This window comes from Thalassospira sp. SM2505, from assembly GCF_054901115.1.
Window position 1 is genome coordinate 3,069,636 of record NZ_CM142731.1, and the last position, 26,133, is coordinate 3,095,768.

Sequence of the window (26,133 nt, forward strand, 5' to 3'; positions counted from 1 at the left end):
ATTGTCACGGAATTATCTTACCCAAGTTCAAAGGTTACCCAATGCCCCACATCGCGTTTATCGGTGAATGTATGCTTGAGCTTTCCGGTGCGCAGCCCGGCACGGTTTTTGGTGCAGCAAAGCTTGGCTTTGCCGGGGATACCCTGAATGCCGCAACCTATATGGCGCGCACCAGCCGTCTTCTTGACCCGGCCAGCATTAAATGTGCTTCCTATATCACCGCACTTGGCACCGACGCCTATAGCAACGCGATGATCGAAGCCTGGCAGTCCGACGGCATTGCCACAGATCTTGTTCGCCGGATCGATGGTGCCCTTCCCGGCCTTTATACCATCCAGACCGACGCAGACGGCGAGCGCAGTTTTTCCTACTGGCGTGATCAGGCCGCAGCAAAGCAGGTTCTTGGTGGCGGTCATGACGCACAAATCAGGGATTCTTTCGGGCGTTTTGACGGCTTTTACCTTTCGGGGATCAGTCTTGCGATCCTGTCGCCCGATGATCGCCAGAAAATGATCGCCCTTGTCGCCGATTACGCCAACAAGGGCGGCAAGGTCTATTTCGACACCAATCATCGCCCGCGTCTTTGGTCCGGCGATCAGACCGCGATGGACATTTATCGCGCCATTGCCCCGTTCTGTGACACTGTTCTTCCGACCTTTGATGATGATGCGGCCCTGTTTGGCGACAAATCCGCGCAGGAAACCGGGCAGCGCTGGCTTGAAGCCGGAGTGCGCGAAGTCATCGTCAAATCGGGGGGCGATCCGACCTATTGGTGCAACAAGGACGGCCAGTCCGGTTTCGTTACCCCGCCCGTCATCACCGAGATCGTCGATACAACATCGGCCGGTGATTCCTTTAACGGGGCGTTTCTGGCCGCACGTTCGCATGGCCAAAGTGTCGAAGGTGCCATCGGTATTGCCCAGAACGTGGCCGGCCGGGTGATCTGCCGTCACGGAGCACTGGTTGATATCAGCGATCTGGAACTCGGTTAGTAATCCAGCCGATACTGCACACCGGCCTTGCTGTCGATCTCGGTGCTTTCACTGGTCACGCTGATATTCGGCGTGACCTCGATTTCGACTTCGACCCCGCTTGATCCCGGTGTTGCCCCGGCCTTGGTGCCGACATAGACGCCCTCGCTCAGATATTTGCCAACCTTGACCTCGGGCCCGTCTTCGCCACCGCCAACCTGAAGCACGTCAGCCCCGATAAAACGGCGCACACTGCCAACCACATCAAGACCACTGCCGCCGCCGGACAATTCATTAAGCGCACTTGCCAACTGCACGGCTTCGACAGCACTCAGACTGCCTTGTGATTTGCCAAACAGGACCTGCGACAGAATTTCATCCTCGGGCAAGGACGGATTGGATGACAGGACCAGTTCAGGATCGCTTGCCGGTCCCTGGAAGCCCGCGGAAACTTCAAGATCGGTTGTCGTGTAGATACCCTTGATATCAAGCATCGGATCAGGCGGCGAGCCCCCGGCAAAGGTGATTTTGGAATCCTTGATCACAAAGGTTTTGCCAATGATATCAAGCTGCCCGCGAAGCGCAGACAACTGCCCGACAATCCGGGGATCGTCGGTCGTCCCTGAAATTTCAAGTGACCCGCCCCACTCGGAATCAAGCCCCTTGCCGCGTACAAACAATCGTCCGGGGATATCGACCGTAACATCCAGATTACCGACAAAACCGGTATCCTTGTCGGCGGCCTTGCGGGCCTTTTCCTTTTCCGCTTCGTCAGGAAGGTTCGAAATCTCGATCGTCGGAACGGATTCTGGCAATGCCAGTGACAGATCAACCTCGCCGCGCTGAACGGCAACGGTACTTTTGATATCGGCACCGTTCTGATTGCCATTGACCTTGGTATCGACATCCGCCCAGAACCGCAATTCATCGACCCGCGACAAGGCAAAATTACGCAGCTTGGTGGTCACCTCATAGGCGGCCTCACCGCCATCCTTCATTTTCAGATCAACCGACGCATCAAAACTGCCATTCCCGCCATCCGTTGCCGTGATCGACGGGATGGAAAGCCCGTTCTGATCAAATTCCCCCTTAAGGGCCAGTTGATCAAGGATCGTGCCATAGACCAGATTTTCATAATGGCCATCCGAAAGATCCAGATTGCCATTCCAACCGATATCATCAAGCGTTCCGGCGACATCAAGCTCAAGCCTGATCTTGCCCGAAACCTGATGGTCCGGTGCCGGGACATAGGGCCAGAATTCGGCAATCTGGCCATTCATGCGAACGCTGGCCGATACAGGTGCCGAAAGATCGGGACTAAAGTTCTGTTCCAGGACCGAAATCGCAAGCGGCACCGTACCCTTTGCTGACAGCGCCTCGATATCCGAATTGGCGAGATTTGCCGTACCGTTCAGAATGCCCTTGGCCAGATCAATATCGAGTGCCATCTCAAACGGTTCGAGATCCTTGACCGCCTTGGCAGTAATACCTGTGATCCGCCCTTTGACCTGTGCGGCTGGCAAGGTTCCCCTGCTTTCCCGCAAGTTTGCCGACAGGTTGGCTGTCCCGCTTAGTCCGTCATACCCGGCAATGCGACCCCATGGGGCAAGATCGACACCGTCAAGAGACACATCACCCTTGATCGATTTCTGACCGGCTTCCTGTGTCATGCGTGCGACAAGTTGCCCGGACCCGACCGCAAGATCGACGTCAAGTTTCTGTTGCCCGTTTGCGGCCATAACGAATTGCAACGGACGACGCAGGGTGACTGCCTGATCACTGACATCGAAATCAAATTTCTGCGCTGTCACACTGATGTCCGGGCCAAGAGCAACATCTGCAACAAGGTCGGCTGATATCGGGACATTTCCCTGATAAAGACCGCTGGTATTTAAAACGATATCAAGCGCTTCCAGCCCGCCTTTTACGTCCAGCGATATGTCATCAATTGCGACTGGCGAAAAGACGATATCGCGTCCTTCAAGCTTGGCTGTGATATCCGGGGCGGCGAAGGCATCGCGAACCGTGGCATCAAGTTCGACATCCTCGATCATCGACGGGTTGCCATCACTTTCCACAATCATGCGAAGCCCCATGGCAAGTGCGGAAACAGTGACTGTCTGACGTTCGCCATCGGGAGTAAATCCAAGATCGGCTGTCACAGTGCCATTGGCAAAGGGCACACCGAAATCACCAAGCAATTCGGCATCAAGACTTTCAAGCGCAATGTTGCCCTGGATCGGCGTGGCATAATCGGGCAGCACCAGATCACCGCGCAGCACCAGATAATCACCACGCAATGAAATCCCCTCAACCCTCAGACCGTCGTCAGGCAGTCGCACATTTGCCGCAAGTTCATAACCATGTTTGCCAAGAGTAAACGCACCGCGATTAAGCAGCGACAATACCGCCTGATCCGACCATTCCATCCGGGTTGAGAGTGCAACCTTGTCAAAGCGTTGCCCACCGGCCTCGACGCTTGGCACCACAAGTTCTATCTGGCCCGGCGGCGCTGATATATCGCCATCCAGCCGCACGGAAAGCTTTGCCGGTGCGATTGAAACACCTATTTCTGGCGGGACAGTTCCCGGGGCAACATCAAGATCACCAACTACGGCAAGACGTTCAAATTCTTCGGTGATATCAACCCTGACCGGTCCCTTGATCATCGCGGTCTCGACCGATGCCAGATCAACTGTCAGATCAAGATTTGGCATCAGCGTGGCCTGACCGGTGATCGTTGGGGATGGTCCGACAATCCGGTCAAGATCGGCAATGCCAAATCCGGTTTCGGTTGTTGATATTGCCAGATCGCTTTTTAATCCGGCTTCTGTCGACCACGACATGTTGCCAAGCGTGACCTGCCCCTGCCCGCTCAGATCAAGTCCGGAAATCGGGGCAAAGATCGAAAGATCGGCAACATCACCGGTCAGCTTGGCCGTCGTGATGGCAAAGGCACCATCAAGTTCGGCATCACCATGCAGCTTCATTTGGGGTGCTGAAACCAGCACATCCCGCAGTGCCACACTGGAAAAATCAGGCGATATCAAAGCATTAAGGGAAAACTCCTGACCCGCGCCAAGAAACGCCGCAAGCCCCGTATCCTGCCAGTCACTTCCCGATGTCGATGCCATAAGACTTGCCGTAATCGCATCATCATTTTCGGGTTCGGGCATATCGGCGCGCACTGTCACATTCGCAATGGTCGAGACCGGTGTTGTGACATCGCGCCCGTCAATCGTGACCTCAACCCCAGGCATGGCAAGATCACCCTTGGCTGAAACACCAAGATCAAGCTGCTCCCATGTCACCGCGTCATCAACAAGTGCGGACAATGCCGGATCGATCTTGCCATCAAGCTTTGCCGCCACAGTGCTTTCTGCCAGATCAAGATCAGCCGTGGCAGAAATCGCCACCGCATCCGCCATAGCAACCGAAACACGATCAAACGACAGGCGCTGATGATCAGCATCAAACGCCCCGCCAATGCCAAGATCGATTTTCTTGCGCAACTGCTCTGGCAACTGATCAGAGATACGATCAAATGTCTCAAGACCACCATCAAGTGTGAAAGCCAGAATATCAGATGAGAGCCGAACACCGATGTCAGTTGACAGTGCACCATAGCCATCCGCCCCGACATCAAGTGTTCCCCGCCAGTCATTCGCCGGACCATTCCCGGCAAGCTTGATATCGATATCGGTGGCCACATCGGGTGCCACCCCGGCAAGGGTCATGACAAGGCCTTCTCGCCCAAGCGCGCCATCGATTTTCGCAGCCAGTCGCTGATCCGCTCCATCGAAATCCAGATCAACATCGAACCGGTCAGACCCGTCATCCAGCGGGTGCAAATCAATCTTCGCCGTTGCCGAAAGATTGGTTCCAACCGCTGCCTTGGCATTAAGCCCATACAGAAACTCTTTGCCTGACAGCGGATCAATCAGCGCTATCTCGCGAAGCGCGACAGCGTCAATTGCAACGGCAAGCGGAAGAGAAAAACCGCTTTCTGAATCAGATGTCTCTTCCTCGACCTCTTCCGGGCCTGTCGTATTTGGCAGAACAACCTTTGCACTTTGAAGTCCAAGATGATTGACCTTTAATGTCCCGCCCAACAAGGCCAGTGGCGACCAGTCAAAATCAGCCGATCCCAGTTCAAGATGAAAACCATCGCCCGCCCGGTCCATCAAAAGACGATCAAGCGTCAGACCAGTCCAAAGACTTCCTTCTATGCGGCCAATCTCAAAGGTGCTGTCCGTTGCGGTCGATACCGTTTCATTGATCATCGGGGTAAGCGCACGCAGAACCGGGCCGGTTCCGGCAATCGCCACAATACCGGTAACGCCAAGCACGGCACCGCCCAGACCATAGGCAGCATAACGCCCCCATCTTGATGCAGAACGAGAACGTCTTGTTTTCTGTGATGCCTTGCTGGACGGTTGTTCAGCCCCGGTCAAAATGCCTGCCCCAAACTGATATAAAGCTGGAAATCGTCATCGACATTGTCACGTTTATCAAGCGGCACGGCCACATCAAAACGCAGCGGCCCGACCGCCGTGTAATAGCGGAAACCAAGCCCTGCCGCCCAAAGTAACGAGATGTCTTCAGGTTCGCTTCGGGCATAGACATTGCCGCCTTCAACAAACGGAACGATGCCAAATGATTCCGTTACCCGTGCACGAAATTCAAATCCGACTTCCAGAACAGACCGTCCGCCAAGCGGATCGTGATCATCATCAAGCGGTCCGACCTTTTGATATTCATAGCCACGGATCGATCCACCGCCACCAGAATAATAGCGTTTGTTGGACGGCAGGTTGCCGCGTTCTTCACCAATGATCGTCCCGGTGCGCGCGCGTGCGGCAAACACATAATCGCCGTCTTTATCAACTGACAGATATTGCGAACCGGCAAGCGAGACCGAGGTAAATCCCGTATCCTGATCCGTCAGTCCCATATAAGGCGACACGTTGATTTCAAAGCGCGTGCCTTTGGTCGGATCAAGCGGATTATCGGTGTTGTCGTGACGCAAAATACCGCGCAGACCCGCCAGATAGAATTCCTCATTCGGGGAGTCAGATCCGGTCAGATCGGAATATTCCGCTGTCACACCAAGGCTCGCTGACCAGTTTTCGCCAAGTGGCCGTTCTATACCGACAAAACTGTCAATCGTTGAGCCCTTATAGGCATCCGTGTCGTTGTTCTTGGCATGGGCATCTGCAACAAAGGATTGCTTCCGTTCCAGGAATTGCGGCTTTTTGAATTCCGCACTGACACCCTGCTCAAGACTTGAGACATCCATCCCCAACCGCAACCTTTCACCCGCACCAAACAGGTTGCGATGTTCCCAGAAAGCATTGCCACCGGGACCTTCGGCAGTCGAGAAATCAAGCCCGCCACCAATCGAGCGCATTTTGCGTTCAACCACATTGATCTCGACAGGGATTTCACCATTTTCACCAACCGGACCGGCAACCTTTACAATCACACTGTCAAACAGGTTGGTCTGCGCCAGATCTCGTCGTGTGGTTCTGACCTCCTCGGGGCTGTATTGCTCGCCCGGATCCCAACTGCGATATCCGGCGATAAAGTCCTTATCAACCTGTTCGGCACCATTGACCGTGACCGCACCGAAATTGGCCGCGGGACCGGTTTCAAAGGCATATTTGATCGAAATGGTTTTCCGGGCAGTATCGGCCATCACGGTCCGCTTGGTCGATTTCACCAGCGGATATCCCTGATCCTTCAGAACATCGACACCATATTGCTCGGCAAGGATAATCGGCTGTGCCGTTGCACGTTGTCCGATCTGCAGGCGGGTTCTGACCAGTTCCTCGTCGGTGGCCGGACGTTCGATGGTTTCATCGGGACGGACAATCACCAGATCAACCGATGAAATCAGATATGGCGCACCTGTATCGATATTATAGGTCAGAACAAGCGGCGTCGGCGTGTCTGCCGGTGAAACGGCATCTCCGGATGCAGCACCGTTCGCGGTATCACTTGTTGCATCTCCCGCATCTGCATTTTCCGATAGCTCGGCGTTTTCGTTGCCAGATTGCGGGACAACGGGCTTTTCCTGAATATCGAAGGTGATCTGACCGTCATAAAAACCGTTTGAGCGCAGAACCGCCTGAAAACGTTCAATATCGTCCTCGGCCCGGCGTTGCAGACCTGCCCGTGACGCTGTCGGGCGCGATTGCAGGCGACGTGCCGTACTTACCGCCTCAAGGGCGGAAAGCAGATCGCTTTCCTGCGCGTCAATCCCGACCAGTTCGACCTCATAGGGGATGGTTGATCGCAGATCGCCCTGCTCCACCGCATCCTCATTTCCAAAACCGAACCCCAGCCCCCCTGATCCTTCATCAGATGAACATGCACCCAAAATCGTTCCCGCCAGCAAAAGCGGAACAATTGCCCGATACCGTCCAAGTGATGCCAGATTGCGGGGATTGTGCCTGTTCAAGAATATCTTGTCCTTTGTGCTTCATGCCCGGTCGACTGATGCAGGTTCCACCAGCCCGATCCATTTTACATCCGACGCTCATGGCGGGGCTTCGTGCAAGCGGAATTATTGTTATTTTCAAAACTGCTATCACGAAATACCATATTTTTATTCATCTTACAGGTCGAGTGTCACCTATGCCAATTCCCATGAAAAAATGGCATGGCTGTGAACAATAAACGCACTTGTGAGCTTTTTGGTTTGAGCGTACCGGGAGTTGAGCGCACCATATGCGTCACACCCCACATTGCAGGAGGTCCATCTCGTGGCTTCAACCCAGACCAATACCGTCATTATTCGCAATGCTGTACGCGCCGACCTTGACGGGCTTTGCGCCCTTGAGCAGGCAAATTTTGAAACTGACCTGATTTCGCGCCCGTCCTTTTCCCGTTTCCTGCGTCAGGCAACCGCACGCCTTTTGGTCGCGGATGCCGGGGATGCCGACAAACCGGCAATCGTCGGTTACGGAATGTTGCTGTTGCGCGCTAACACGGTCACCGCACGTATCTATTCACTGGCGATTGCACAGCAATGGCGTGGCAAGGGTCTGGGCACGCAACTTCTGGCCGGTCTTGAGAATCTGGCGATGGATGCCGGCTGCCTGCGCATGCGACTGGAAGTCCGCGTAAAGAACGATACAGCACGCAATCTTTATGAACGGCACGGCTATCAGAAAATTGCAGATCTGCCGGGCTATTACGAAGATGGCGGCGATGGCATTCGCCTTGAACATGCACTTTATAACGGGCAGACCGATGTCACTCCGGCGGTTGCCACCGGTGCACCGCTGATTCTGGTGGATCGACTGTCCGATCAGCGTTTTGCTGTTTCGGGTGCACGTGTGATGCGGGTGCGTGATTATCTGGCCCTTGATCACGGGGTGCGTAACCGCCGTGTGATCAACCTGTGCCAGTCTTACGAATATCTGTCGCGCGGCTATTATTGCAGCCTTCTGGCCGCAGCCCGCGCCGAACGCGTGATCCCCGAGGCAGATGTTCTTCTTGACCTTAACTGGAAACGTCTTCAGAAAACCGCCCGTTCCGAACTGAGCCCGCAGATCATTGACGCTCTTGCCAAATCGGGGCACGGCCCGGAGCAAGCCCCGGACCATATTGATGTCTATTTCGGACGCACCGCCGACAAACGGTTCCGCCAGATCGCCGAACGGGCCTTTGATCAGTTCCGTTGCCCGATCCTGCGCCTGCATCTGAACCGGCAGGATCGCAAGATTTTGCGCGAAATCGAAGCCCCGTCACTTGGCCAACTTGATGACAGCAACCTTGCCGAGTTTGAGGCAGCGCTTCGGGCCTATCTGCGCGGGCGCGTGCGCAAACAGGGCAACGTCACCCCGCCAACAGCACTGGTTGCGATCCTGCATGACCCGGACGAGGTTTTGCCGCCGTCTGACAAGGAAGCCTTGGCAAACTTTGTTCAGGCTGCATCTGATCTTGGTGCCAAGGCCGAACTGATCACGGCCAAGGATTTCCATCATTTGTCAGAATTTGATGCCCTTCTGATCCGTGAAACCACCGCCCTTGATCACCATACCTATCGCTTTGCCAAACGTGCGGTAAAGGAAGGCATTCCGGTGATCGACGATCCGGACTCGATGCTGCGCTGTACCAACAAGGTCTATCTGGCCGAATTGCTGCGCACACACCGTATTCCGGCCCCGAAAAGTGCGATCTTTGACAAACGCCGTATTACCGAAATCGCTCAGCAATTCAGCTTCCCGTCGGTTCTTAAGGTGCCGGACGGTTGCTTCTCGCGCGGGGTGCGCAAGGTAAAATCACCCGAACACCTGAATGAAGTTGCGACCGAGATGTTCAAGAATTCGGAACTTCTGGTCATTCAGGAATATGTCGAAACGACCTTTGACTGGCGCATTGGTGTTCTGGGCGGCGAGCCGATCTTTGCCAGCCGCTATTTCATGGCACCGGGCCACTGGCAGATCGTCAAGCATGAAGACGATGGCAAAAGCTTTGAGGAAGGCGGATTTGAAACAGTCGCTGTTGAAGACGCGCCAGCAGATATCGTTTCAACCGCCCTTGCCGCAGCGCGCCTGATGGGTGACGGGCTTTATGGTGTCGATGTCAAGGAAACCCCGCATGGTCCGATGGTCATCGAGGTCAATGACAACCCCAATATCGATGCCGGGGTCGAGGATGTGGTACTGGGCATGGACCTTTACCGCCGCATCATCGCCCATCTTCTGGGCAAGATCGCGCGACCGTAATCCGGTCAACACACCAACGAGAAAGGCCGGGTTTTACCCGGCCTTTTTGTCAATGAACACGGCGGCCTGAAGCTTGTCACGCCCATATCGCGCCATCAGATCAAACTCGTGACGCAGGATCGGGACAGACAGGCAGTCACTGCCCGTGAACGGTTCGTGGTCTTCGCCGATATCCGGATCGCTGACATAGACAAAGCGGTCATCAAAACCCGACACCACCACCCAATGCGGGATCTTGTCGCCGTAAATCCGGTACTGACTGATCAGGACCAGTGCCATTTTTCCTTTTTTGGCACGTTCCTCGATCTCAGCGACGCCAAAGGGTCCGGTCGTCACGGGGATACCCATATCCTGGGCCTGCCGGGCAAAATCATAATGCACCAGTTCGACCACTTCGCGGTTCTTGGGTTTGCGTACGGTGTCGACAAAAAGCGGGCCATCGCGGCTGCTTAGAACCTCGACATCAAAGCCGCGCCGGTTGGCCGCAAGAGCAAGACCAAGCGGTCCGCATCCGCCATGGCCTGAGGTCATGAAAATAGTGGTGGCTTCGCGCCACAGGGCAATTTCAAGATTGCGATCAAGTTCAAGCGACGGATCAAGCGCATTCATCGCCATCATCAAAGCCGCCGGACCACAGGTAAATGGCAGGGTCTGGTGATAGAAATGAATGGGCGATGGCAGGGAAAGCGCATTGGGCACAAGGACCTTTTCCATACGCAAAGCATCGCTATGGTCCGGGTAATAACCCGGATAAAGGGCAAATTCGCGATATCCGGCGGCCCGGAATAGCGAAATCGCCCTGGCATTTTTCTGACTGACTTCAAGGCGCAGGATTGGCGCACCGAAATCAAGACTGAGGTCTTCGGCCCGGGTGACCAGTTGCCTGCCGATACCCTGCCCTCGCATATCAGGCAAGACCGCCATTGAATAAAGACGCGCCAAAGCCACATTGCGCCGGAAAATAACCAGTACATATCCGACAACACCGCCGTTCTTGCAGGCAACCATCAGGCGCGCGGTTTCGCTTCCGACAAAGCGTTTGAACGCACGACGGTTCAGGAGGTCTATATCAAAGGACTGGTTTTCAATATCGCACAGCGCATCAATATCGCCGGGCACCGCCAATCGAAACTCTATCGTGGCGTCTTCGCGCGTCTTCAAATTCACATCCACACCAGAAAATCAGACATACGGATCACATACCGTCATGTCATATCGCCACGATTTGCAAAAAATCGATAGTGCAATTTTGGCAGGCGTGCCGCGCGATTATGCGATGGGGCATGATCAACCCCACCGCATCAATTCATCCCAAATTCTAGGCGCGCGCAGCAATACGCGGCAAAAGCGGCGACATGTCATAACCGGCATCAGACGCCGACTTGATAATGTCCTGAACCGGAAGTGCCCCGGCATTGGCCAGCGACCACAGGATCGTGCAACGTGTCCCCGTACGGCAATAGGCAAAAATCGGCTTGGCCGCATCGGCAAGATTGGCAGCAAAGGCATCGGCATCGGCATCCGTGACATTGCCGCTCACGACCGGCTGGAAAATCGCCTTTATGCCTGCGGCTTCGGCCTTGGCAGAAATTTCGGCAAAGGATGGCTGCCCCGGATCTTCATCATCCGGGCGGTTACAGATAATGGTTTTGTATCCGGCCTTGGCAATCTCGTCGATCGCTTCAAGGGGCAATTGCGGGGATACCGTCAGATCGTCGCTCAGGCGTTTCATTTTTCTGTTCCGTTATTCATTGCCGGTGGCGTTATCACATTATGCCCTGTCAAACAGGACAAACGTCACACACCGTAACTGTTACGGATGTCACTATAACGCGCTGTTGCCAACAGCTCGAACAGAAATTGCTGCGCGGGATTACTGAACGGCTCCTATTTTGAAAGCGGGCAGGTCCGCAAACCGAAAATCATATAAAGCGGGCAGAAACGGAATGCGGCCGTCACCAGCAAGACGACACCAGCTGCGATCATGACCCAGCCATAAACACCAAATGCAATTGCACCTTCTGCGGGATTGGCCATCAGGAACGGCAAAGCAAGCAAAATGACACCAGCACAGGCACGCAACAGGCGATCAACGGTTCCGACATTTGCCATGACATCCTCCAAGGATGATTGAGAAGAACTGCCTATACCATTACATTCTTATTTGTTGTTTTACATTGACAAGCATCAATCACGTCACAGATGTCCGGGCAAATTATTGGGTTCTTGCCCTTGCCACAATCGCGTGTAAAAAGAAGAAAAATCAAAGATATCAGGAAACGCGCCGTGACCATGAACAACACCCAACCAGTTCCCGATTTCCCGGTCTGGAAACAGTCACATCCCGATGGGGTCTTTTCCGACTGGCTGAAGGCATCCGTTGCCAAAGACTGGCACCGTGTGACCCATCATCCCTTTACCGACGCATGGGGAAAGGCGGCAGTTCCAAAACGCAATCTTGAAAACTACCTTATTCAGGACCATCGTTTTATCGACCGGTTTGTCGCACTTTTGGCCGCCGCCGTTTCGCGTGCCCCGACATTAAAGGATCGCATTCCGGGCTGTCAGTTTCTTGCCCTTGTGACCGGGGCGGAAAATACCTATTTCGAACGATCCTTTGTGGCACTTGGCGTCAGCGAGACGGCACGTAAAGACCAGCCGGACTGGCCTGTTACGGCAGATTTCAAGAAATTGATGGCCGATGCCACCAACAGCAACCGATATGCCGATATGCTTGCGGTTCTTGCCGTTGCCGAGGGCACCTATCTGGGCTGGGCGGACCGGGTCAATCGCGGGCTTGAAACGCGCCCCACGGATTTCTGGTATTCCGAATGGCTTGATCTGCATGTCGGTGCGTATTTCGAAAGTGTTGTTGCCTATCTCAATGATCAGCTTGATCAGGTTGGCCCCACACTTTCAAATGATGAACGCCAGAGCTGCCTGTCCTGTTTCAAACGTGCCACGGAACTTGAAGTTCAGTTCTTTGATACTGCATGGGATCAAGATGCATGATCACGATACGTCCTTTTCGCGATGAAGATGCCGCGATGATGTCCGAGATTTATCGTCGCGCTGTCAAAAAGCTTGGCCCCAAAGGATATGGCCCAGAACAGGTCGCCGTCTGGGCCAGTTTGCAACCGGCCCCGGCGCGGTTTGCCGAAGTGATGAATGACGGGCGTTATTGCCTTGTTGCGGTCAATGACAGCGATCAGGTCGTCGCATTTGGCGATATCGAACGCGACGGACATATCGGTTTTTTGTATGCCGCACCCGATGTTGCCGGAACCGGTGTCGTGGCACAGCTGTATACCGCCCTTGAGGCCGAGGCCAGAAAACAGGATATCGGCAAGCTTTATTCAGAAGCCAGCGAGCTTGCCAAATCCTTCCTGCTCAAACAGGGATTTTCGGTGGTGGAACGCCGCGACTTTGAAGTCAATGGCGTCCCCATCCACAACTATGCCGTTGAAAAGCGACTGCGCGCGCCGCGCTAGACATAGCCGCAAAATCAAAAAGGCTGCCCCGGGGCAGCCTTTTTCATGTCTGTTTATTCCCGAAATCCGCGCTTTGCCGCCCCCAGAACCCGGTCAATAAACAGGTCGGACTGCCCGACATAATTGGCCGGATTACGCACATGTGCCCAATCAACCGGCGCATCGGTCAGACCGGGTAATTCGTCAAACAGGTTTGATCCGTTTGCCGCTGATTTGGCAATCGCTTCCTTGACCAGCTTGTCTGCGGCATCCCGACCAAGATGGTCGGCAAGGGCAAATGTCGCGGCCTCGGCCAGCATGGCACCACGCGATAGTTCAAGGTTTTCAGTCATGCGGTTGGTATTGATTTTAAGGTCCGGTACCATATCAACCGCCTGCGCCAGTGCCGTCCCCGCCGCAATAATGATCTGCGGCAAGGTCAGCCATTCCAGAAGCCAGCTTGACCCGCACCGTTCATGGTCATGCAATTGCGACTGGCTGAAAACGCCAAGCTGCCCGGCGTTAAAACGTGCCAGAGTCACCAGCATTTCGGCCTGCACCGGGTTGGATTTATGGGGCATGGTTGACGACCCGCCGCCCTTGCCCGGCTGCACTTCGGCAATTTCCGACTGAGCCAGCAAAACAAGGTCCTGCCCCATCTTGCCAAGCGCACCGGTTAACGCTGTTAACTGACTGGCAAAATCAACCAGCACATCGCGCTGCGCATGCCAGGGCATATCGGCAACCGGAAGATCAAGTTCCTCGGCAAGGTTGCTTTCAACATCGATGGCCTTTGCCCCGATAGAGGCAAGCGTTCCCGCCGCCCCGCCAAAGGACAGGCGCAGCAAATCCGAAGACAGGCTTTCGATCCGGCGATCAATACGCGCCAAAGGCGCAAGCCACCCTGCGGCCTTAAGGCCAAAGGTCGTTGGTACCGCCTGCTGGGATCGGGTACGCCCGATCATCACTGTTGCCCGATGCGCATCCGCATGTGCGCCAAGGGACTTTGCCAGTTTGCGGATACGCCGACGAATGATGCCAATGGCCTCGCGCAGACGCAAAACAAGGGCGGTATCCACCACATCCTGGCTGGTTGCCCCGAAATGTGCGAACCGCGCATCTTCGCCACCAATTTCGGCTTTCAATGCCTTGACCAATGCCGGCACCGGCACACCTGCATTTGCCGTCCCGGCCGCAAGTGATGCCGGATCGGGATTGAAGTCCCGACACACTTCGGCAATGCGTACCGCACTTTGGTCGGGAATGACGCCTGCGCGCGCCTCGGCGGCGGCAAGAGCAGATTCAACCAGAAGCATCGAGGCAATCTGTGCCTTGTCATCAAACAGGGCCGCAATTTCCGGGTCGGAAAACAGATCCCCAAGCAGGGCGGAATCAAAAGGCGAAATGGTCATCAGGGGTAATCCACCGGGTTAAACAGGTGTAAAATCAGATCGATAGTGTCGCGCTGCCAACCTGTTTGGTCAATAACGCAAAAAAGAAGCCCCTGCCCGACAAGCGGCACAGGGGCATCTTTCAAAAGATCGGCAAAACGCCCTCAGCCTCAGACAGCTTCAAGTGCGATCGCAATACCCTGACCGACACCGATGCACATGGTTGCCAGTGCGTATTTGCCACCGGTACGCTTCAGCTGAAGGGCCGCGGTACCGGCAATACGTGCACCCGACATGCCCAGCGGATGGCCAAGGGCAATCGCACCACCATTCGGGTTCACGCGTGCATCATCATCGGCAATGCCAAGATCGCGAAGGGTCGCAAGACCCTGCGATGCAAATGCTTCGTTCAATTCGATCACATCAAGCTGTTCAGTGGTCCAGCCCAGACGTGCCAGAAGCTTTTTCGAAGCCGGTGCCGGGCCAAAGCCCATGATACGCGGGGCAACGCCTGCGGTCGCACCGCCAACAACCTTGGCAATCGGTTTCAGACCATATTTTTTGACTGCCGCTTCGGACGCGATGATCAGGGCAGCCGCCCCGTCATTGACACCCGATGCGTTACCGGCCGTGACCGAGCCGCCTTCGCGGAACGGGGTCGGCAGTTTGGCAAGGGTTTCAATCGTGGTGCCTGCGCGCGGATGTTCGTCTTTATCAACGACAACCGGATCGCCTTTGCGCTGGGGAATGGTGACCGGGGTGATTTCCTGTGCCAGGGTTCCGTTCTGCTGGGCAGCAACGGCTTTTTCCTGCGAACGCACAGCAAACGCATCCTGATCAGCACGCGAAACGCTGAAATCCTCGGCAACGTTTTCGCCGGTTTCAGGCATGGAATCCACGCCATACTGTTTCTTCATCACCGGGTTAACGAAGCGCCAGCCAATGGTGGTGTCATAGATTTCCGCATTGCGCGAGAATGCCGAGGTTGCCTTGGGCATCACGAACGGCGCACGTGACATGCTTTCAACGCCACCGGCAATCATCACATCTGCTTCACCGGCCTTGATCGCGCGTGCGGCAATGATGATTGCATCCATGCCCGAACCGCACAGACGGTTGACCGTGGTGCCGGTTACGGTTTCCGGAAGACCTGCCAGAAGCGAAGACATACGCGCAACGTTACGGTTGTCCTCACCGGCCTGGTTGGCACAGCCAAAAATGACGTCGTCAACAGCGGCAAAATCCAGACCCGGATTACGGTCAACCAGCGCCTTGAGCGGCACGGCACCAAGATCGTCGGCACGTACCTGTGACAGGCTGCCACCAAAGCGGCCAATCGGGGTACGGATGTAATCGCAAATATATGCGTCAGCCATTTCTAAGATCCTTGTTAATGCTCTTACTGCTGACCCGCATGGGCCTTGGCGGTACGAGCATGCAGTTCACGCAGAACCTGCAATTCTTTTTCGGTCGGGATCGCAGTTTCCGCGACTTCGTCGGCAAACTCAACTGTCCAGCCGGTATTTTCGATGATTTCTTCGCGGGTTACGCCCGGATGGATCGAGGTCACAACGAACTGCTTACCAACCGGGTGCGGTTCCATGATGCAAAGATCCGTGATCAAACGCGACGGACCCTTGGTATCCACGCCATAGGATGCGCGGTCATCGCCACCCTTGCCATGACCAAGCGAGGTCACGAAATCGATCTTCTCAACAAAACCACGCTTGCTTTGTTTCATCACAAGGAAGACTTCGCCACAGCTGGTTGCGATTTCCGGCGCACCGCCACCGCCCGGAAGACGGACTTTGGGGTTGTCGTAATCACCAATCACGGTGGTGTTGATGTTACCAAACTTGTCAAGCTGGGCGGCACCAAGGAAACCAACCGAAATCTTGCCGCCCTGCAGCCAGTAACGGAACATTTCCGGCACCGGAACCGTGTTCAAAGCCGTTTCGCAAAGCTCGCCATCACCAATCGACAGCGGCAGGACATCGGGCTTGGTGCCAATCGTGCCACTTTCATAAATCAGAGTGATGTCAGGCGCGTGGGTCAGACGGGCCAGATTGCAGGCCGCAGACGGCATTCCGATACCAACAAAGCACACATCGTCGTTTTTCAGCGCGCGTGCGGCGGATACCGTCATCATTTCAGTCGGGGTATATTCAACCATGATCTTTTCTCCGCTTAGCCTTTGTTTGCTTCACGCTTGGCCGCGAAATCTTCGGGACCGCCATTCATGACATGTTCTTCGATCCATGCGAGGAACGCTTCGCGATCACGCGCAATCGGATCCCATGCCTTGTAAAACGCGTTGTCGCGCTTGTAGTAGCCTTGGGCGTAGGACGGATGCGCCCCACCCGGGATTTCAACAATTGCGGTCACTGCCCAGTTTGGCAGCATCACAGCATTCGACGAAATATCACCGAAATCATCAACGATCTCTTCGACCGTCACGATGGATTTCTTGGCTGCCAGAACGGCTTCTTTCTGAACACCGACAATACCTTCAAACAGGACATCGCCCTTTTTGTTGGCTTTCTGGGCGTGGACCACAGTCACATCCGGACGGATCGACGGCACCGCCGCAAGGCTTTCGCCGGTGAACGGGCATTTGATGAATTTGATATTCGGGTTCACACGCGGCAGTTCTGCCCCGCGATAGCCCTTGAACACTGCACAGGGCAGACCAGCCGCACCGGCGTCATAGGCATTGGCCATGGCCGCGTGGGAGTGTTCTTCGATCTCAAGCTTGTGCGGCCAGTGTTCCTGAACGGCTTCGCGCAGACGATGCAGCGAACCGACACCAGGGTTCCCACCCCAAGAGAAAACAAGCTTCTTGGCACAGCCCGCACCAATCAGCTGATCATAGATCATATCGGGCGTCATACGGATCAGGGTCAGGTCCTTGATGCCCTGACGGATGATCTCGTGTCCGGCAGCGTGCGGAATAAGATGGGTGAAGCCTTCCATCGAGATGGTATCGCCATCCTTAACGCAGGACGCGACTGCCTCTTTAAGCGACATGAAACGTGCAACCACGGCTAACTCCTGTGGTATCTAACCAAAACAGAACAAACGCAGGGCCTTGCCCCTTTGCGTTGGAAAATTGGGTCGATGGCTGCGACCGCCGGCTTTCCCCAAAGCAGCGGACGCAGCCATCGCGCCAGATCGACTTACACGTCGAAGAACACGGTTTCCGCGTCCCCCTGCATGTGGATATCGATCTGGTATTCAATCCCGGTCGAGGTTTCGACACGCTTGGCAATCAGGGTGTCGCGACGATCTGCGGGAACCGACTGCAAGACAGGGTCTTTTGCATTCAACTCAGCTTCATCGTCGAAATAGAACCGGGTAAAGGCATGAACCAGCATGCCTCGCATAAAAACGATCACATTGACGAACGGTGCTTCGGCATCGGCAACGACACCGGGCTTTACCGTGTCAAACCAGAAACGGTTTTTGGCATCCGTTCCCGTGCCGCAACGGCCAAGACCACGGAAACCTGTATCCGCAACATCAATCGGCTTTTCACTGTAATTTCCATCGGCATCGGCCTGCCAGATTTCGATCATCGCGTCATTGACCGGTGCGCCATTGGCATCAAACACCGTGCCGGTGATGCGGATATGCTCGCCCTTGGCGTCCTGGCCGGCAACAACCGGATCGGCAATATCGGTAAAGTCGTAACCATACTGGCCTGCTGTCAGACCATAGGCGAAATACGGACCAACCGTCTGTGAGGGGGTTTCACCATATGACATGACTTAATTCTCCATCGGGGTGCCGTTGCGTCCACGCAGGACAATGTCGAACTGATAACCAAGGGCAAAGCCCTCCTCGGTCCTGTCGATCGAGAATTTGGCAATCAGGCGTTCGCGGGCGCGCGCATCTTCGGTGCCAAGGAAGATCGGATCGAGTTCAAGCAACGGGTCACCCGGGAAATACATCTGGGTGACAAGACGCGTGGCAAAGCCCGGCCCGAACAGCGACAGGTGAATATGGTTCGGGCGCCATGCGTTGAAATGGTTCCCCCACGGATAGGCACCCGGCTTGATGGTATAGAATTTGTAGTTACCGTCTTCATCGGTAAAGCAGCGGCCCGAACCACGGAAGTTCGGATCAAGCGGCGCGTCGTGCTGGTCAACCTTGTGGACATAACGACCAGCAGCATTGGCCTGCCAGATTTCGACAAGAATGTTGGATTGAGGACGGCCATCGGTGTCCATGACACGACCATGCACAACAATGCGTTCGCCCTGCGGTTCGCCATTGACGACGCCATTTCTGGTCAGATCGAAGTCAAGCTCGCGCACGGCCGCCGGGGCGAAGCGCGGACCGGTGCCTTCGGTCAGGCCCGACTTGATGGCGAGCGGAGAACGGGACGGACCACGCAGGATGGTCGATTTATATTCCGGTGCGATTAACGGGGCGTGAGATCCCCAATCACGCGGTTTAAAGGTGGACATGTGGCTTACTCTCCCTTGGATGCCGCGTCGATCTCGGCATAGGTTTGTTTGGCAATGCGGAATGCCGTATTGGCGGCGGGAACGCCGGCATAAACCGCAACATGCATCAGTACTTCACGGATGTCTTCGCGCGTCGCCCCGGTATTGAGGGTCGCACGGATATGCATGGCGAGTTCTTCCTCATGACCAAGACCTGCAAGCAGGGCAATGGTTACAATCGAACGTTCGCGCTTGGTGAATTGGTCACTTGTCCAGACACCGTTCCAGACATTCTCGGTGATGTAGCGCTGAAAGCCCTCGTCGATTTCGGTGATGTTTTTCGATGCACGATCCACATGTGCATCGCCCAAAACGGATCGGCGGGTTTTCATGCCAATGTCATACCGGCTCTCAGACAAGGTTCTTCTCCTTGGTAAATCGGTCGATCAACCGGGTCAGCAATTCCGGGGTTTCAATGCATGGCAAATGCCCGACCCCGTCTATCAGTTCAAATTCGGCATCGGGGATCATGGTTGCCATTTCGCGCACAACATCGGGCGGCGTCGCGAGATCGGCCGATCCACAAATACATAATGTCGGAACGGCAATTTTGCCTGCGGCCTCGCGCAGGTCCCCGTCGCGCAATGCGACACAGGTACCGATGTAGCCAGCCTTCGTTGTGCGCACCAGCATGTCGCGATACATCGCGGTTTCCAGCGGGCGTTCCTTGCGGAAGGTCGGCGACAGCCAGCGTTCGATGATTGCATCGCCCAGAACTTCGATCCCGTCGGCCTTGATGGCTTCGATCCGGGTGTTCCAGCCATTATAATCGCCAAGTTTGGGGGCTGTATCACACAGGATCAGGCCGCGAATACGTTCGGGCTGCAATTGGGTCACTTTCTGGGCGATCAGACCGCCAACAGACAGACCACAAATGATCACTTCACCCAGACCAAGGTAATCAAGCAATCCGATCAGGTCATTGGCATGCAGCGAAATATCATATTCCGCGTCACCAATGCCCGAAAGACCGTGACCGCGTTTGTCATAGGTAACGATGTTGAACCGTTCCGAAAGAACACTGACCACGTCATCCCAGATGCGCAAATCGGTTCCAAGCGAGTTCGAAAACACCAGTACAGGTGCGTTTTTCGGCCCTGACTGACTGTAATGGATATGTGTCCCGTTGACCGGGGCAACTTGAAGACTCATGTCATTTCCACCCTGCTTATTTGCGCACAATTTCGCAGACGGATTTGGTTATGTAAAATGAGGAATTGCGTATTTTGCATAACTATATAATTATGCATAGGCATCTAATAACATTATTCTACAATGACGTGACGTAGGCACATATGCTCGACCAACGCATCAAATTCAGACATTTGACCTGTTTTCTCGAAGTGGCCCGTCAGCGAAGCGTCGTCAAGGCTGCCGATACGCTGGCCATTACCCAGCCTGCTGTTTCCAAGACCATCCGCGAGCTCGAGGAACATCTTGATGCCCGTTTGTTTGACCGCTCAAAGCGCGGCGTAACCCTGACCGATTTTGGCAAGGTGTTTCTGCGCTATGCCGGGGCCAGTGTCACCGCCCTTCGTCAGGGTGTCGACAGCATCAGCCAGGTCCGCATGCAAGGCGGACTTTCAATCAACCTTGGTGTCCTGCCAACAGTTGCAGCAAGCGTTATGCCCAATGCCATCCGACGGTTCAAGTCACTGAGCCCCGACACCACGGTCAAGGTGGTTACCGGTCCGAACATGATGCTGATGGGGCAGTTGCGTGTTGGAGAGCTTGATCTTGTGGTCGGACGTCTGGCCGAACCCGATCAAATGTCGGGTCTTTCATTCATACATTTATATTCGGAACATATTTCGCTGGTGGCGCGCCCCGGCCACCCGCTGCTAACCGATGAAAATCCCGACATCACGCGCATCCGCGAATTTACGGTTCTTGTACCGCCAAAACAGGCGATCATTCACCCGACCGTTGACAAGATGCTGATTGCGCACGGGATTGGCGCCCTTCCCGACCGGATTGAAACAGTTTCAACTTCGTTCGGGCGCGCCTTCACGCGTGAAACCGATGCCATCTGGATCATTTCAAACGGGGCCGTTGCATCAGACATCGCCGAGGGCCACCTTGTTGAATTACCGATTGATACAAGCGACACCTTCGGGCCGGTCGGACTGACGACCCGGATTGACTCGCCGATTTCGCCGCCGGTCGAGATGCTGATCAACGCTGTCCGCGAAGAAGCGACACAACATCACACAACCCATTCGAGCTCTGAGACATAATCGTTTGGTTATGTAAATTTGCGGACATATCATTATACATAACCAGCTGCTGCCTATTAGATTGGTTCCAATCCGGTATGGCAGGAATGCGTCAAACGCAGGCCATCCTCAAAAAAATAACAATAAAAACAATAATTAAGTTTCTTGGAAAACTTCGCACGCTAGATGCGCATCGTGGCTGAGACGCTTGTCGGTATCATTACCACGACAAGACGTTCAAAGGAGGAAGAATGAAACACATCACCAAATTGCTGGCGGGTGCAGCTGTTGCGACCATGGTGTCGTTCGGCGCTCACGCGCAGGAAGTCACCCTGACCGTTCACCATTTCCTGGGTCCGAAAGCACCGGCTCAGTCGAAGATGATCGAACCCTGGGCAAAGAAAATCGAAGAAGAGTCAAACGGCCGTATCAAGTTTGAAATCTTCCCGTCCATGTCGCTTGGCGGCAACCCGCCGGAACTGTATCGCCAGGTCCGTGATGGCGTTGCTGACATCGTCTGGACGCTTCCGGGTTATACCCCGGGCGTTTTCCCGCGCATCGAAGTTTTTGAACTTCCGGGTGTTCACCTTGGTGACGCACGCGCAACCAACCTTGCGATGTGGGACCTGAAGGACCAATTCGCCGAAGACCTTAAAGATATCCACCCGCTGGCCGTTCACGTCCATGCTGGTCAGGCTATCCACCTGACGGAAAAAGAAGTCCGCACCGTTGACGATGTCAAAGGTCTGAAACTGCGTACTCCGACCCGTACCGGTTCCTGGGTAATTGAATCCTGGGGCGCAGAGCCGGTCGGCATGCCGGTCCCGGCCCTGCCGCAGGCATTGTCGCTTGGCGTTGTTGACGGTGGTCTGGTTCCGTTCGAAGTTGTGCCGCCGCTGAAACTGGCTGAACTGATTTCCTTCTCTGTTGAAGGCGAAGGCGCAAATTCGCGCTTTGGCACCTCGACCTTCCTGTTTGCGATGAACAAGGATCGTTACGAAAGCCTTCCGGACGATCTCAAGGAAATCATCGACCGTAACTCTGGTCGTGATTTTGCAGCCGAGATTGGCGATATCTTCAACAATGTTGAGGAAGTCGGCAAGAAGATGATCAACGAGGGCAAAGGCCAGGTTGTTCAGCTGACCGCTGCCGAGAAAGCAACCTTCGATGATGCGGCTGCATCTGTTGTTGATCGCTGGATCGAAGAGTCCAAGTCCAACGGCATTGATGGCGCAAAACTCGTCGAAGACGCCAAAGCAGCTGTTCTGACCCATACCAAGTAACTTCGCCAAGTTACTGGAAAATCTTGTGGGGTCACGTATCATATTGACGCGTGACCCTCTTTTTCCCGCTAAAAGTTAGACATATGAAAAACGTGCTCTACAAGGCTGCATCATGGTTTGCCGTTGCCGGTGGCCTGCTTGCCCTGCTGATTGCCGTTGTAACGATTGTCAACGTTACCGCCTTTGGTCTGGACAAGATCGCCCGGCTGTTTGACGCAAACTTCCCCGCCATTATCGGCTATGAAGATTTCGTCAGCATGATTGTCAGCTCGGCTGCCCTGATGTTCTTCCCCTACTGCCAGGCACATCACGGTCACGTTGCCGTCGACGTGTTCATCAAAATGTTCCCGGACTGGTTTGCCCGCGCAGTTAGCGTGCTTTCGGGCATCCTCATGACCGGCTTGGCGCTGTTCCTTGGCTATATGATGGTCAATGGCCTGATCGAGGTTCGTGGCGACAACACCCTTTCCGCAATTCTGGGCTGGCCCATCTGGCCGTTCTATGTGCCGGGCATCATCTCGATGTTCCTGTGGGCCGCGATTGCCGGAAGTCAGATTTTCGAAAGAGAGGCCGATGTCTGAGCGCGAATTGATTGGCCTTGGTGGCCTTGCTGTTCTCTTTTTCGTTCTGGCTTTGCGTGTTCCGGTCGGCCTCGCCATGGTTGGTGTTGGTATCGGCGGCAACTATGTGCTGAGCCTGTTTTTCCCGTTCCTGCGGTTTGATCCCTACCTGCAGCAGTTCAAATCCCTGCTCTACGGGATTGTGTCAAACTATGAACTGTCTGTGGTACCGCTGTTCGTCCTGATGGGGTATCTGGCAAGTCAGGCCAACCTGTCACGCGATCTGTTTCAGGGCGTGAACGCCATTCTCGGTCGTTTCCGGGGTGGTGTTGCCATGGCCGCAATCGGTGCCTGTGCCGGTTTTGGTGCGGTCTGCGGATCGTCGCTGGCAACAGCTTCGACCATGGGCAAGGTTGCCCTGCCTGAACTGGACCGGCTGAAATATTCGCCGCGTCTGGCAACCGGCACACTGGCCGCAGGCGGTACGCTTGGCATTCTGATCCCGCCATCGGTCGCACTTGTGATTTACGCCGTCACGGTGGAAGCATCGATCATTCAGATGTTCCAGGCTGCGATCATTCCGGGTCTGATTGCCGTTGTATTCTTTATGGCTGTTATTGCCATTCAGGTGCGCATCAATCCGTCACTGGCCCCGAAACCCGAACCGATGCCCGCCGCAGAACGCAAGGAAGCCCTTCTGCGTCTGATCCCGGTCATGGTGATTTTCGGATCAATCATTCTGGGCCTTGGGGCTGGCCTGTTCACCCCGACCCCGGCGGCCGGTGTGGGTGTGTTCGCGATCCTGGTATACGGTGCCTATATGCGGTTTCGCGGCAGAGGCGGTCTGTCATGGGCCGGTCTGCGCCAGTCGCTTAAGGATACGGCGATTACGTCTTCGATGATCTTCTTCATCCTGCTGGGTGCAGAAGTCCTCAAGGGCTTTTTCAGCCGTGCAAACCTTCCGGCCTATATGGCAGAAGCTGCTGCGACCAGTGGCCTTGATCCATGGCTGATCATGGTTCTGATGCTGATGGCGCTGATTCTGCTGGGCTGCTTCATGGAAAGTCTTTCCATGATCGTGGTTGTGATCCCGTTCTTCTGGCCTGCCCTTGTTGATATCAATGGTGGCGACTGGGCAACCGCAGCTACCGCAGCCTATGGCATGGGGACCGAGGACCTTAAAATCTGGTTCGGTATTCTCGCACTGATTGTCGTGGAGCTGGGGCTGATAACCCCGCCGGTCGGACTGAACGTATTCATCATCAATGCACTCGCCAAGGGTGTCCCGATGAGCCAGACCTTCCGGGGCGTGATGCCGTTCTTTGGTGCCGAGATCATTCGTATTCTGCTTCTGATCTTTGTGCCGATCCTGACACTGTTTGTACCGTCGATACTTGGCGGTTAAACACAGGATAACAGATCATCAAAGCCCGCCATTGAACTGTGGCGGGCTTTTCTTTTGCCTGCTTTTGATCGCGCATAAAACCGGCTAGACTTCAGGACATCCCGATTGAGTTGCTTCAGGAACCCCATGCGCAATAGCATTCCGATTTACAAACTGTATGGCGAACGCGATGCCAACCGTCCGCAAACGGAGCTGGACGGGTTTGACCGGGATCTGTCCGATGGGTCTGATGGGCCGGAAGTCACCGAACAGCAACCGATCACCGAACCGGAATTCTTTCATCTTGAAAGCATCCCCGAACGATCCCGCCTGCATGATCTTCATATCAAACCGCACCGCCATACCAACCTGTTCCAGTTGCTTTACATCACCAACGGCACGGCAAAAATCAGCTTTGACGACCAGAACCTGACAATGCAGGCCGGTCAGCTGATCACGGTTCCGCCGGGCACGGTGCATGGCTTTAAGTTCAGCGATGATATTGATGGCTGGGTGATTTCACTGACCGATCATCATCTTCAGGAAATTCTGGCCCCGGCCCCGAAACTGCTTGCCCGGCTTGACCAGACGATCTGTGTGGACAGCAATTTGTCCCCCGATCAGCCCCGGCCATCGGGACCGGTGGATTTCCTGATATCCCAGCTGGTGCGGGAATATTACAGCCACAATACCGGGCGGCTTTTTGCGCTTCGTCATCTTCTTGGATTGCTGTTGCTTGATGTCGGACGCTCTGCCCCGCAAGGCGATCCCGCCCATCTGTCCCGGCAGGAACAGAAAACCGCCAAATTCCGCAAATTCCAGATGCTGGTCGAACGGTTTTACAAGCATCACAAATCGCTTGAATTCTATGCCCGCGAGATTGGTATCACCACCACCCAGCTGAACCGGATCGCCAAGGATATCTACGGCATGACCGCAAGCGAGGTTCTGCAAAACCGCCTGATGCTGGAGGCCAAACGCACCCTGATCTATACCGACATCGCCGTTCAACAGATCGCCGATGAACTTGGCTTTCGCGATGCAGGGTATTTTTCACGCTTCTTTGCAAAAAAGGCGGGCATTCCGCCCGCCCAATTCCGATCAGATCACCGATAGACGAACCTTATGCTGATTGCCCGCGCAAGCGATCAAGCGTCAGCCACATACGGACCTGATCAACCACCTTTCCAGATCGGGTTTTCCAGCCCTTGGCGATAAACAGTTCCTCGCCAAAACCAAGGCTGCGATAAAGCCCCATTGCCGTTTCATTGCCATCCACGACATTTAGCCAAAGCTTCTCATAGCTTGGCGTTTGCGCACATTTTTCTGCAAGTGCGGCAAGCGCTGCCTTGCCAAAGCCGCGCCCGCGTTCAAACACCCCAAACTCGTCGAGTTTCGGCAATGCTGTCGCCAGGTCCAACAAATAGGCATAGGCCACAGCCCGCCCGTCGACCCGATAAACCCAAAGGGCAGCTTCCTTTGATCCGTTTAATGCGGCTTTCAAGTCCGCATCCGGGACGCGCGCGATTTGATCATAGAAGGCTTCGTCTTCCATCATCTCAACGATGCGTGGAAATTCATCCCTGGTGGGGACTTCCCAGCTTCCCGTCAT

At 54.9% G+C, this 26,133-nt stretch carries 23 protein-coding genes; 9 read left to right on the top strand and 14 right to left on the bottom strand.

The genetic code is table 11. The features are described 5' to 3' along the window. The first annotated feature begins 41 nt into the window (after positions 1 to 41). Positions 42 to 992, top strand: a complete 951-nt coding sequence (locus ACTU44_RS14480) for a sugar kinase (RefSeq protein ID WP_462095745.1) — start codon at positions 42 to 44, stop codon at positions 990 to 992. Here ACTU44_RS14480 and ACTU44_RS14485 read toward each other — a convergent pair. Together ACTU44_RS14485 and ACTU44_RS14490 are read right to left on the bottom strand one after the other, a co-directional pair. Further along, the gene (locus ACTU44_RS14485; protein ID WP_462095746.1) at positions 989 to 5,425 is read right to left on the bottom strand and encodes a translocation/assembly module TamB domain-containing protein; all 4,437 of its coding nucleotides are present in this window, start codon (positions 5,423 to 5,425) and stop codon (positions 989 to 991) included. The two genes, ACTU44_RS14480 and ACTU44_RS14485, sit on opposite strands and share 4 nt — an antisense overlap. Next, positions 5,422 to 7,434, bottom strand: a complete 2,013-nt coding sequence (locus ACTU44_RS14490) for an autotransporter assembly complex protein TamA (RefSeq protein ID WP_462095747.1) — start codon at positions 7,432 to 7,434, stop codon at positions 5,422 to 5,424. Before ACTU44_RS14490 ends, ACTU44_RS14485 begins: the two co-directional genes overlap by 4 nt. 304 nt (positions 7,435 to 7,738) lie before the next feature. On the opposite strand from ACTU44_RS14490, the gene ACTU44_RS14495 reads away from it, so the two are divergent. Next, the gene (locus tag ACTU44_RS14495) at positions 7,739 to 9,709 is read left to right on the top strand and encodes a GNAT family N-acetyltransferase (protein ID WP_114097281.1); all 1,971 of its coding nucleotides are present in this window, start codon (positions 7,739 to 7,741) and stop codon (positions 9,707 to 9,709) included. 33 nt (positions 9,710 to 9,742) lie between these two features. On the opposite strand, the gene ACTU44_RS14500 is transcribed toward ACTU44_RS14495, so the two are convergent. The 3 genes from ACTU44_RS14500 to ACTU44_RS14510 all read right to left on the bottom strand — a co-directional run bounded on the left by ACTU44_RS14500 (position 9,743) and on the right by ACTU44_RS14510 (position 11,821). Continuing rightward, positions 9,743 to 10,876, bottom strand: coding sequence for a GNAT family N-acetyltransferase/peptidase C39 family protein (locus tag ACTU44_RS14500; protein WP_462095748.1), 1,134 nt, complete (start codon positions 10,874 to 10,876; stop codon positions 9,743 to 9,745). A 151-nt stretch (positions 10,877 to 11,027) separates the two neighbouring features. Next, positions 11,028 to 11,441: a protein tyrosine phosphatase family protein gene (locus ACTU44_RS14505; RefSeq protein WP_114097280.1), complete on the bottom strand. Its 414-nt coding sequence runs from the start codon at positions 11,439 to 11,441 to the stop codon at positions 11,028 to 11,030. A 155-nt stretch (positions 11,442 to 11,596) separates the two neighbouring features. Beyond that, entirely contained in the window at positions 11,597 to 11,821 is a 225-nt protein-coding gene (locus ACTU44_RS14510) for a YgaP family membrane protein (protein ID WP_114097279.1), read from the bottom strand. A gap of 180 nt (positions 11,822 to 12,001) precedes the next feature. Between ACTU44_RS14510 and ACTU44_RS14515 the strand changes: the two genes are divergently transcribed. Both ACTU44_RS14515 and ACTU44_RS14520 read left to right on the top strand, forming a co-directional pair. Beyond that, complete coding sequence (locus ACTU44_RS14515; protein WP_462097441.1) at positions 12,002 to 12,721, top strand: TenA family protein; 720 nt, start codon at positions 12,002 to 12,004, stop codon at positions 12,719 to 12,721. Then, positions 12,718 to 13,200 (top strand): N-acetyltransferase family protein, encoded by a 483-nt coding sequence (locus ACTU44_RS14520; RefSeq protein WP_462095749.1) that lies wholly within the window; start codon positions 12,718 to 12,720, stop codon positions 13,198 to 13,200. The genes ACTU44_RS14515 and ACTU44_RS14520 overlap by 4 nt, the downstream gene beginning before the upstream one ends. 53 nt (positions 13,201 to 13,253) lie before the next feature. On the opposite strand, the gene pcaB is transcribed toward ACTU44_RS14520, so the two are convergent. From pcaB to pcaD, 8 genes are all read right to left on the bottom strand, one after another. After that, positions 13,254 to 14,591, bottom strand: a complete 1,338-nt coding sequence (gene pcaB, locus ACTU44_RS14525) for a 3-carboxy-cis,cis-muconate cycloisomerase (RefSeq protein ID WP_462095750.1) — start codon at positions 14,589 to 14,591, stop codon at positions 13,254 to 13,256. A gap of 149 nt (positions 14,592 to 14,740) precedes the next feature. Further along, positions 14,741 to 15,946, bottom strand: a complete 1,206-nt coding sequence (gene pcaF, locus ACTU44_RS14530; RefSeq protein WP_462095751.1) for a 3-oxoadipyl-CoA thiolase — start codon at positions 15,944 to 15,946, stop codon at positions 14,741 to 14,743. Positions 15,947 to 15,969: 23 nt separating this feature from the next. After that, positions 15,970 to 16,743: a CoA-transferase subunit beta gene (locus ACTU44_RS14535; RefSeq protein ID WP_336081386.1), complete on the bottom strand. Its 774-nt coding sequence runs from the start codon at positions 16,741 to 16,743 to the stop codon at positions 15,970 to 15,972. A gap of 14 nt (positions 16,744 to 16,757) precedes the next feature. Further along, positions 16,758 to 17,612, bottom strand: coding sequence for a CoA transferase subunit A (locus ACTU44_RS14540; protein ID WP_114097273.1), 855 nt, complete (start codon positions 17,610 to 17,612; stop codon positions 16,758 to 16,760). 134 nt (positions 17,613 to 17,746) lie between these two features. Then, positions 17,747 to 18,334 carry a protocatechuate 3,4-dioxygenase subunit alpha gene (gene pcaG, locus ACTU44_RS14545; protein ID WP_114097272.1) on the bottom strand — a complete coding sequence of 196 codons (588 nt, stop codon included), beginning with the start codon at positions 18,332 to 18,334 and terminating at the stop codon, positions 17,747 to 17,749. Positions 18,335 to 18,337: 3 nt separating this feature from the next. Further along, positions 18,338 to 19,039 carry a protocatechuate 3,4-dioxygenase subunit beta gene (pcaH, locus tag ACTU44_RS14550; protein WP_114097271.1) on the bottom strand — a complete coding sequence of 234 codons (702 nt, stop codon included), beginning with the start codon at positions 19,037 to 19,039 and terminating at the stop codon, positions 18,338 to 18,340. A 5-nt stretch (positions 19,040 to 19,044) separates the two neighbouring features. Then, on the bottom strand, positions 19,045 to 19,437 hold the full coding sequence (gene pcaC, locus ACTU44_RS14555) for a 4-carboxymuconolactone decarboxylase (RefSeq protein WP_114097270.1): 393 nt from the start codon (positions 19,435 to 19,437) through the stop codon (positions 19,045 to 19,047). After that, positions 19,430 to 20,230: a 3-oxoadipate enol-lactonase gene (gene pcaD, locus ACTU44_RS14560; protein WP_462095752.1), complete on the bottom strand. Its 801-nt coding sequence runs from the start codon at positions 20,228 to 20,230 to the stop codon at positions 19,430 to 19,432. Before pcaD ends, pcaC begins: the two co-directional genes overlap by 8 nt. Positions 20,231 to 20,373: 143 nt before the next feature. Between pcaD and pcaQ the strand changes: the two genes are divergently transcribed. The 5 genes from pcaQ (at position 20,374) to ACTU44_RS14585 (ending at position 25,637) form a co-directional block, all read left to right on the top strand. After that, on the top strand, positions 20,374 to 21,315 hold the full coding sequence (gene pcaQ / locus ACTU44_RS14565) for a pca operon transcription factor PcaQ (protein ID WP_114097268.1): 942 nt from the start codon (positions 20,374 to 20,376) through the stop codon (positions 21,313 to 21,315). A gap of 230 nt (positions 21,316 to 21,545) precedes the next feature. Beyond that, on the top strand, positions 21,546 to 22,577 hold the full coding sequence (locus ACTU44_RS14570; RefSeq protein WP_114097267.1) for a TRAP transporter substrate-binding protein: 1,032 nt from the start codon (positions 21,546 to 21,548) through the stop codon (positions 22,575 to 22,577). 83 nt (positions 22,578 to 22,660) lie between these two features. Then, the gene (locus ACTU44_RS14575; RefSeq protein ID WP_114097266.1) at positions 22,661 to 23,158 is read left to right on the top strand and encodes a TRAP transporter small permease; all 498 of its coding nucleotides are present in this window, start codon (positions 22,661 to 22,663) and stop codon (positions 23,156 to 23,158) included. Further along, a complete protein-coding gene (locus ACTU44_RS14580; protein WP_114097265.1) occupies positions 23,151 to 24,542 on the top strand; it encodes a TRAP transporter large permease in 1,392 nt (463 codons plus the stop codon). The genes ACTU44_RS14575 and ACTU44_RS14580 overlap by 8 nt, the downstream gene beginning before the upstream one ends. Before the next feature lie 126 nt (positions 24,543 to 24,668). Then, entirely contained in the window at positions 24,669 to 25,637 is a 969-nt protein-coding gene (locus ACTU44_RS14585; protein ID WP_462095753.1) for a helix-turn-helix domain-containing protein, read from the top strand. Positions 25,638 to 25,644: 7 nt separating this feature from the next. Here ACTU44_RS14585 and ACTU44_RS14590 read toward each other — a convergent pair whose 3' ends face one another. Further along, positions 25,645 to 26,133 (bottom strand): GNAT family N-acetyltransferase, encoded by a 489-nt coding sequence (locus ACTU44_RS14590; RefSeq protein WP_336081396.1) that lies wholly within the window; start codon positions 26,131 to 26,133, stop codon positions 25,645 to 25,647.

Excerpts from the sequence above, each read along its gene's own strand:
- ACTU44_RS14480 (WP_462095745.1), top strand. The coding sequence starts at position 42 with ATGCCCCACATCGCGTTTATCGGTGAATGTATGCTTGAGCTTTCCGGT.
- ACTU44_RS14505 (WP_114097280.1), bottom strand. The coding sequence starts at position 11,441 with ATGAAACGCCTGAGCGACGATCTGACGGTATCCCCGCAATTGCCCCTT.
- ACTU44_RS14510 (WP_114097279.1), bottom strand. The coding sequence starts at position 11,821 with ATGGCAAATGTCGGAACCGTTGATCGCCTGTTGCGTGCCTGTGCTGGT.
- ACTU44_RS14515 (WP_462097441.1), top strand. The coding sequence starts at position 12,002 with ATGAACAACACCCAACCAGTTCCCGATTTCCCGGTCTGGAAACAGTCA.
- ACTU44_RS14520 (WP_462095749.1), top strand. The coding sequence starts at position 12,718 with ATGATCACGATACGTCCTTTTCGCGATGAAGATGCCGCGATGATGTCC.
- pcaB (WP_462095750.1), bottom strand. The coding sequence starts at position 14,591 with ATGACCATTTCGCCTTTTGATTCCGCCCTGCTTGGGGATCTGTTTTCC.
- pcaF (WP_462095751.1), bottom strand. The coding sequence starts at position 15,946 with ATGGCTGACGCATATATTTGCGATTACATCCGTACCCCGATTGGCCGC.
- ACTU44_RS14535 (WP_336081386.1), bottom strand. The coding sequence starts at position 16,743 with ATGGTTGAATATACCCCGACTGAAATGATGACGGTATCCGCCGCACGC.
- pcaG (WP_114097272.1), bottom strand. The coding sequence starts at position 18,334 with ATGTCATATGGTGAAACCCCCTCACAGACGGTTGGTCCGTATTTCGCC.
- pcaH (WP_114097271.1), bottom strand. The coding sequence starts at position 19,039 with ATGTCCACCTTTAAACCGCGTGATTGGGGATCTCACGCCCCGTTAATC.
- pcaD (WP_462095752.1), bottom strand. The coding sequence starts at position 20,230 with ATGAGTCTTCAAGTTGCCCCGGTCAACGGGACACATATCCATTACAGT.
- pcaQ (WP_114097268.1), top strand. The coding sequence starts at position 20,374 with ATGCTCGACCAACGCATCAAATTCAGACATTTGACCTGTTTTCTCGAA.
- ACTU44_RS14570 (WP_114097267.1), top strand. The coding sequence starts at position 21,546 with ATGAAACACATCACCAAATTGCTGGCGGGTGCAGCTGTTGCGACCATG.
- ACTU44_RS14575 (WP_114097266.1), top strand. The coding sequence starts at position 22,661 with ATGAAAAACGTGCTCTACAAGGCTGCATCATGGTTTGCCGTTGCCGGT.
- ACTU44_RS14580 (WP_114097265.1), top strand. The coding sequence starts at position 23,151 with ATGTCTGAGCGCGAATTGATTGGCCTTGGTGGCCTTGCTGTTCTCTTT.
- ACTU44_RS14585 (WP_462095753.1), top strand. The coding sequence starts at position 24,669 with ATGCGCAATAGCATTCCGATTTACAAACTGTATGGCGAACGCGATGCC.
- ACTU44_RS14590 (WP_336081396.1), bottom strand. The coding sequence starts at position 26,133 with ATGACGGGAAGCTGGGAAGTCCCCACCAGGGATGAATTTCCACGCATC.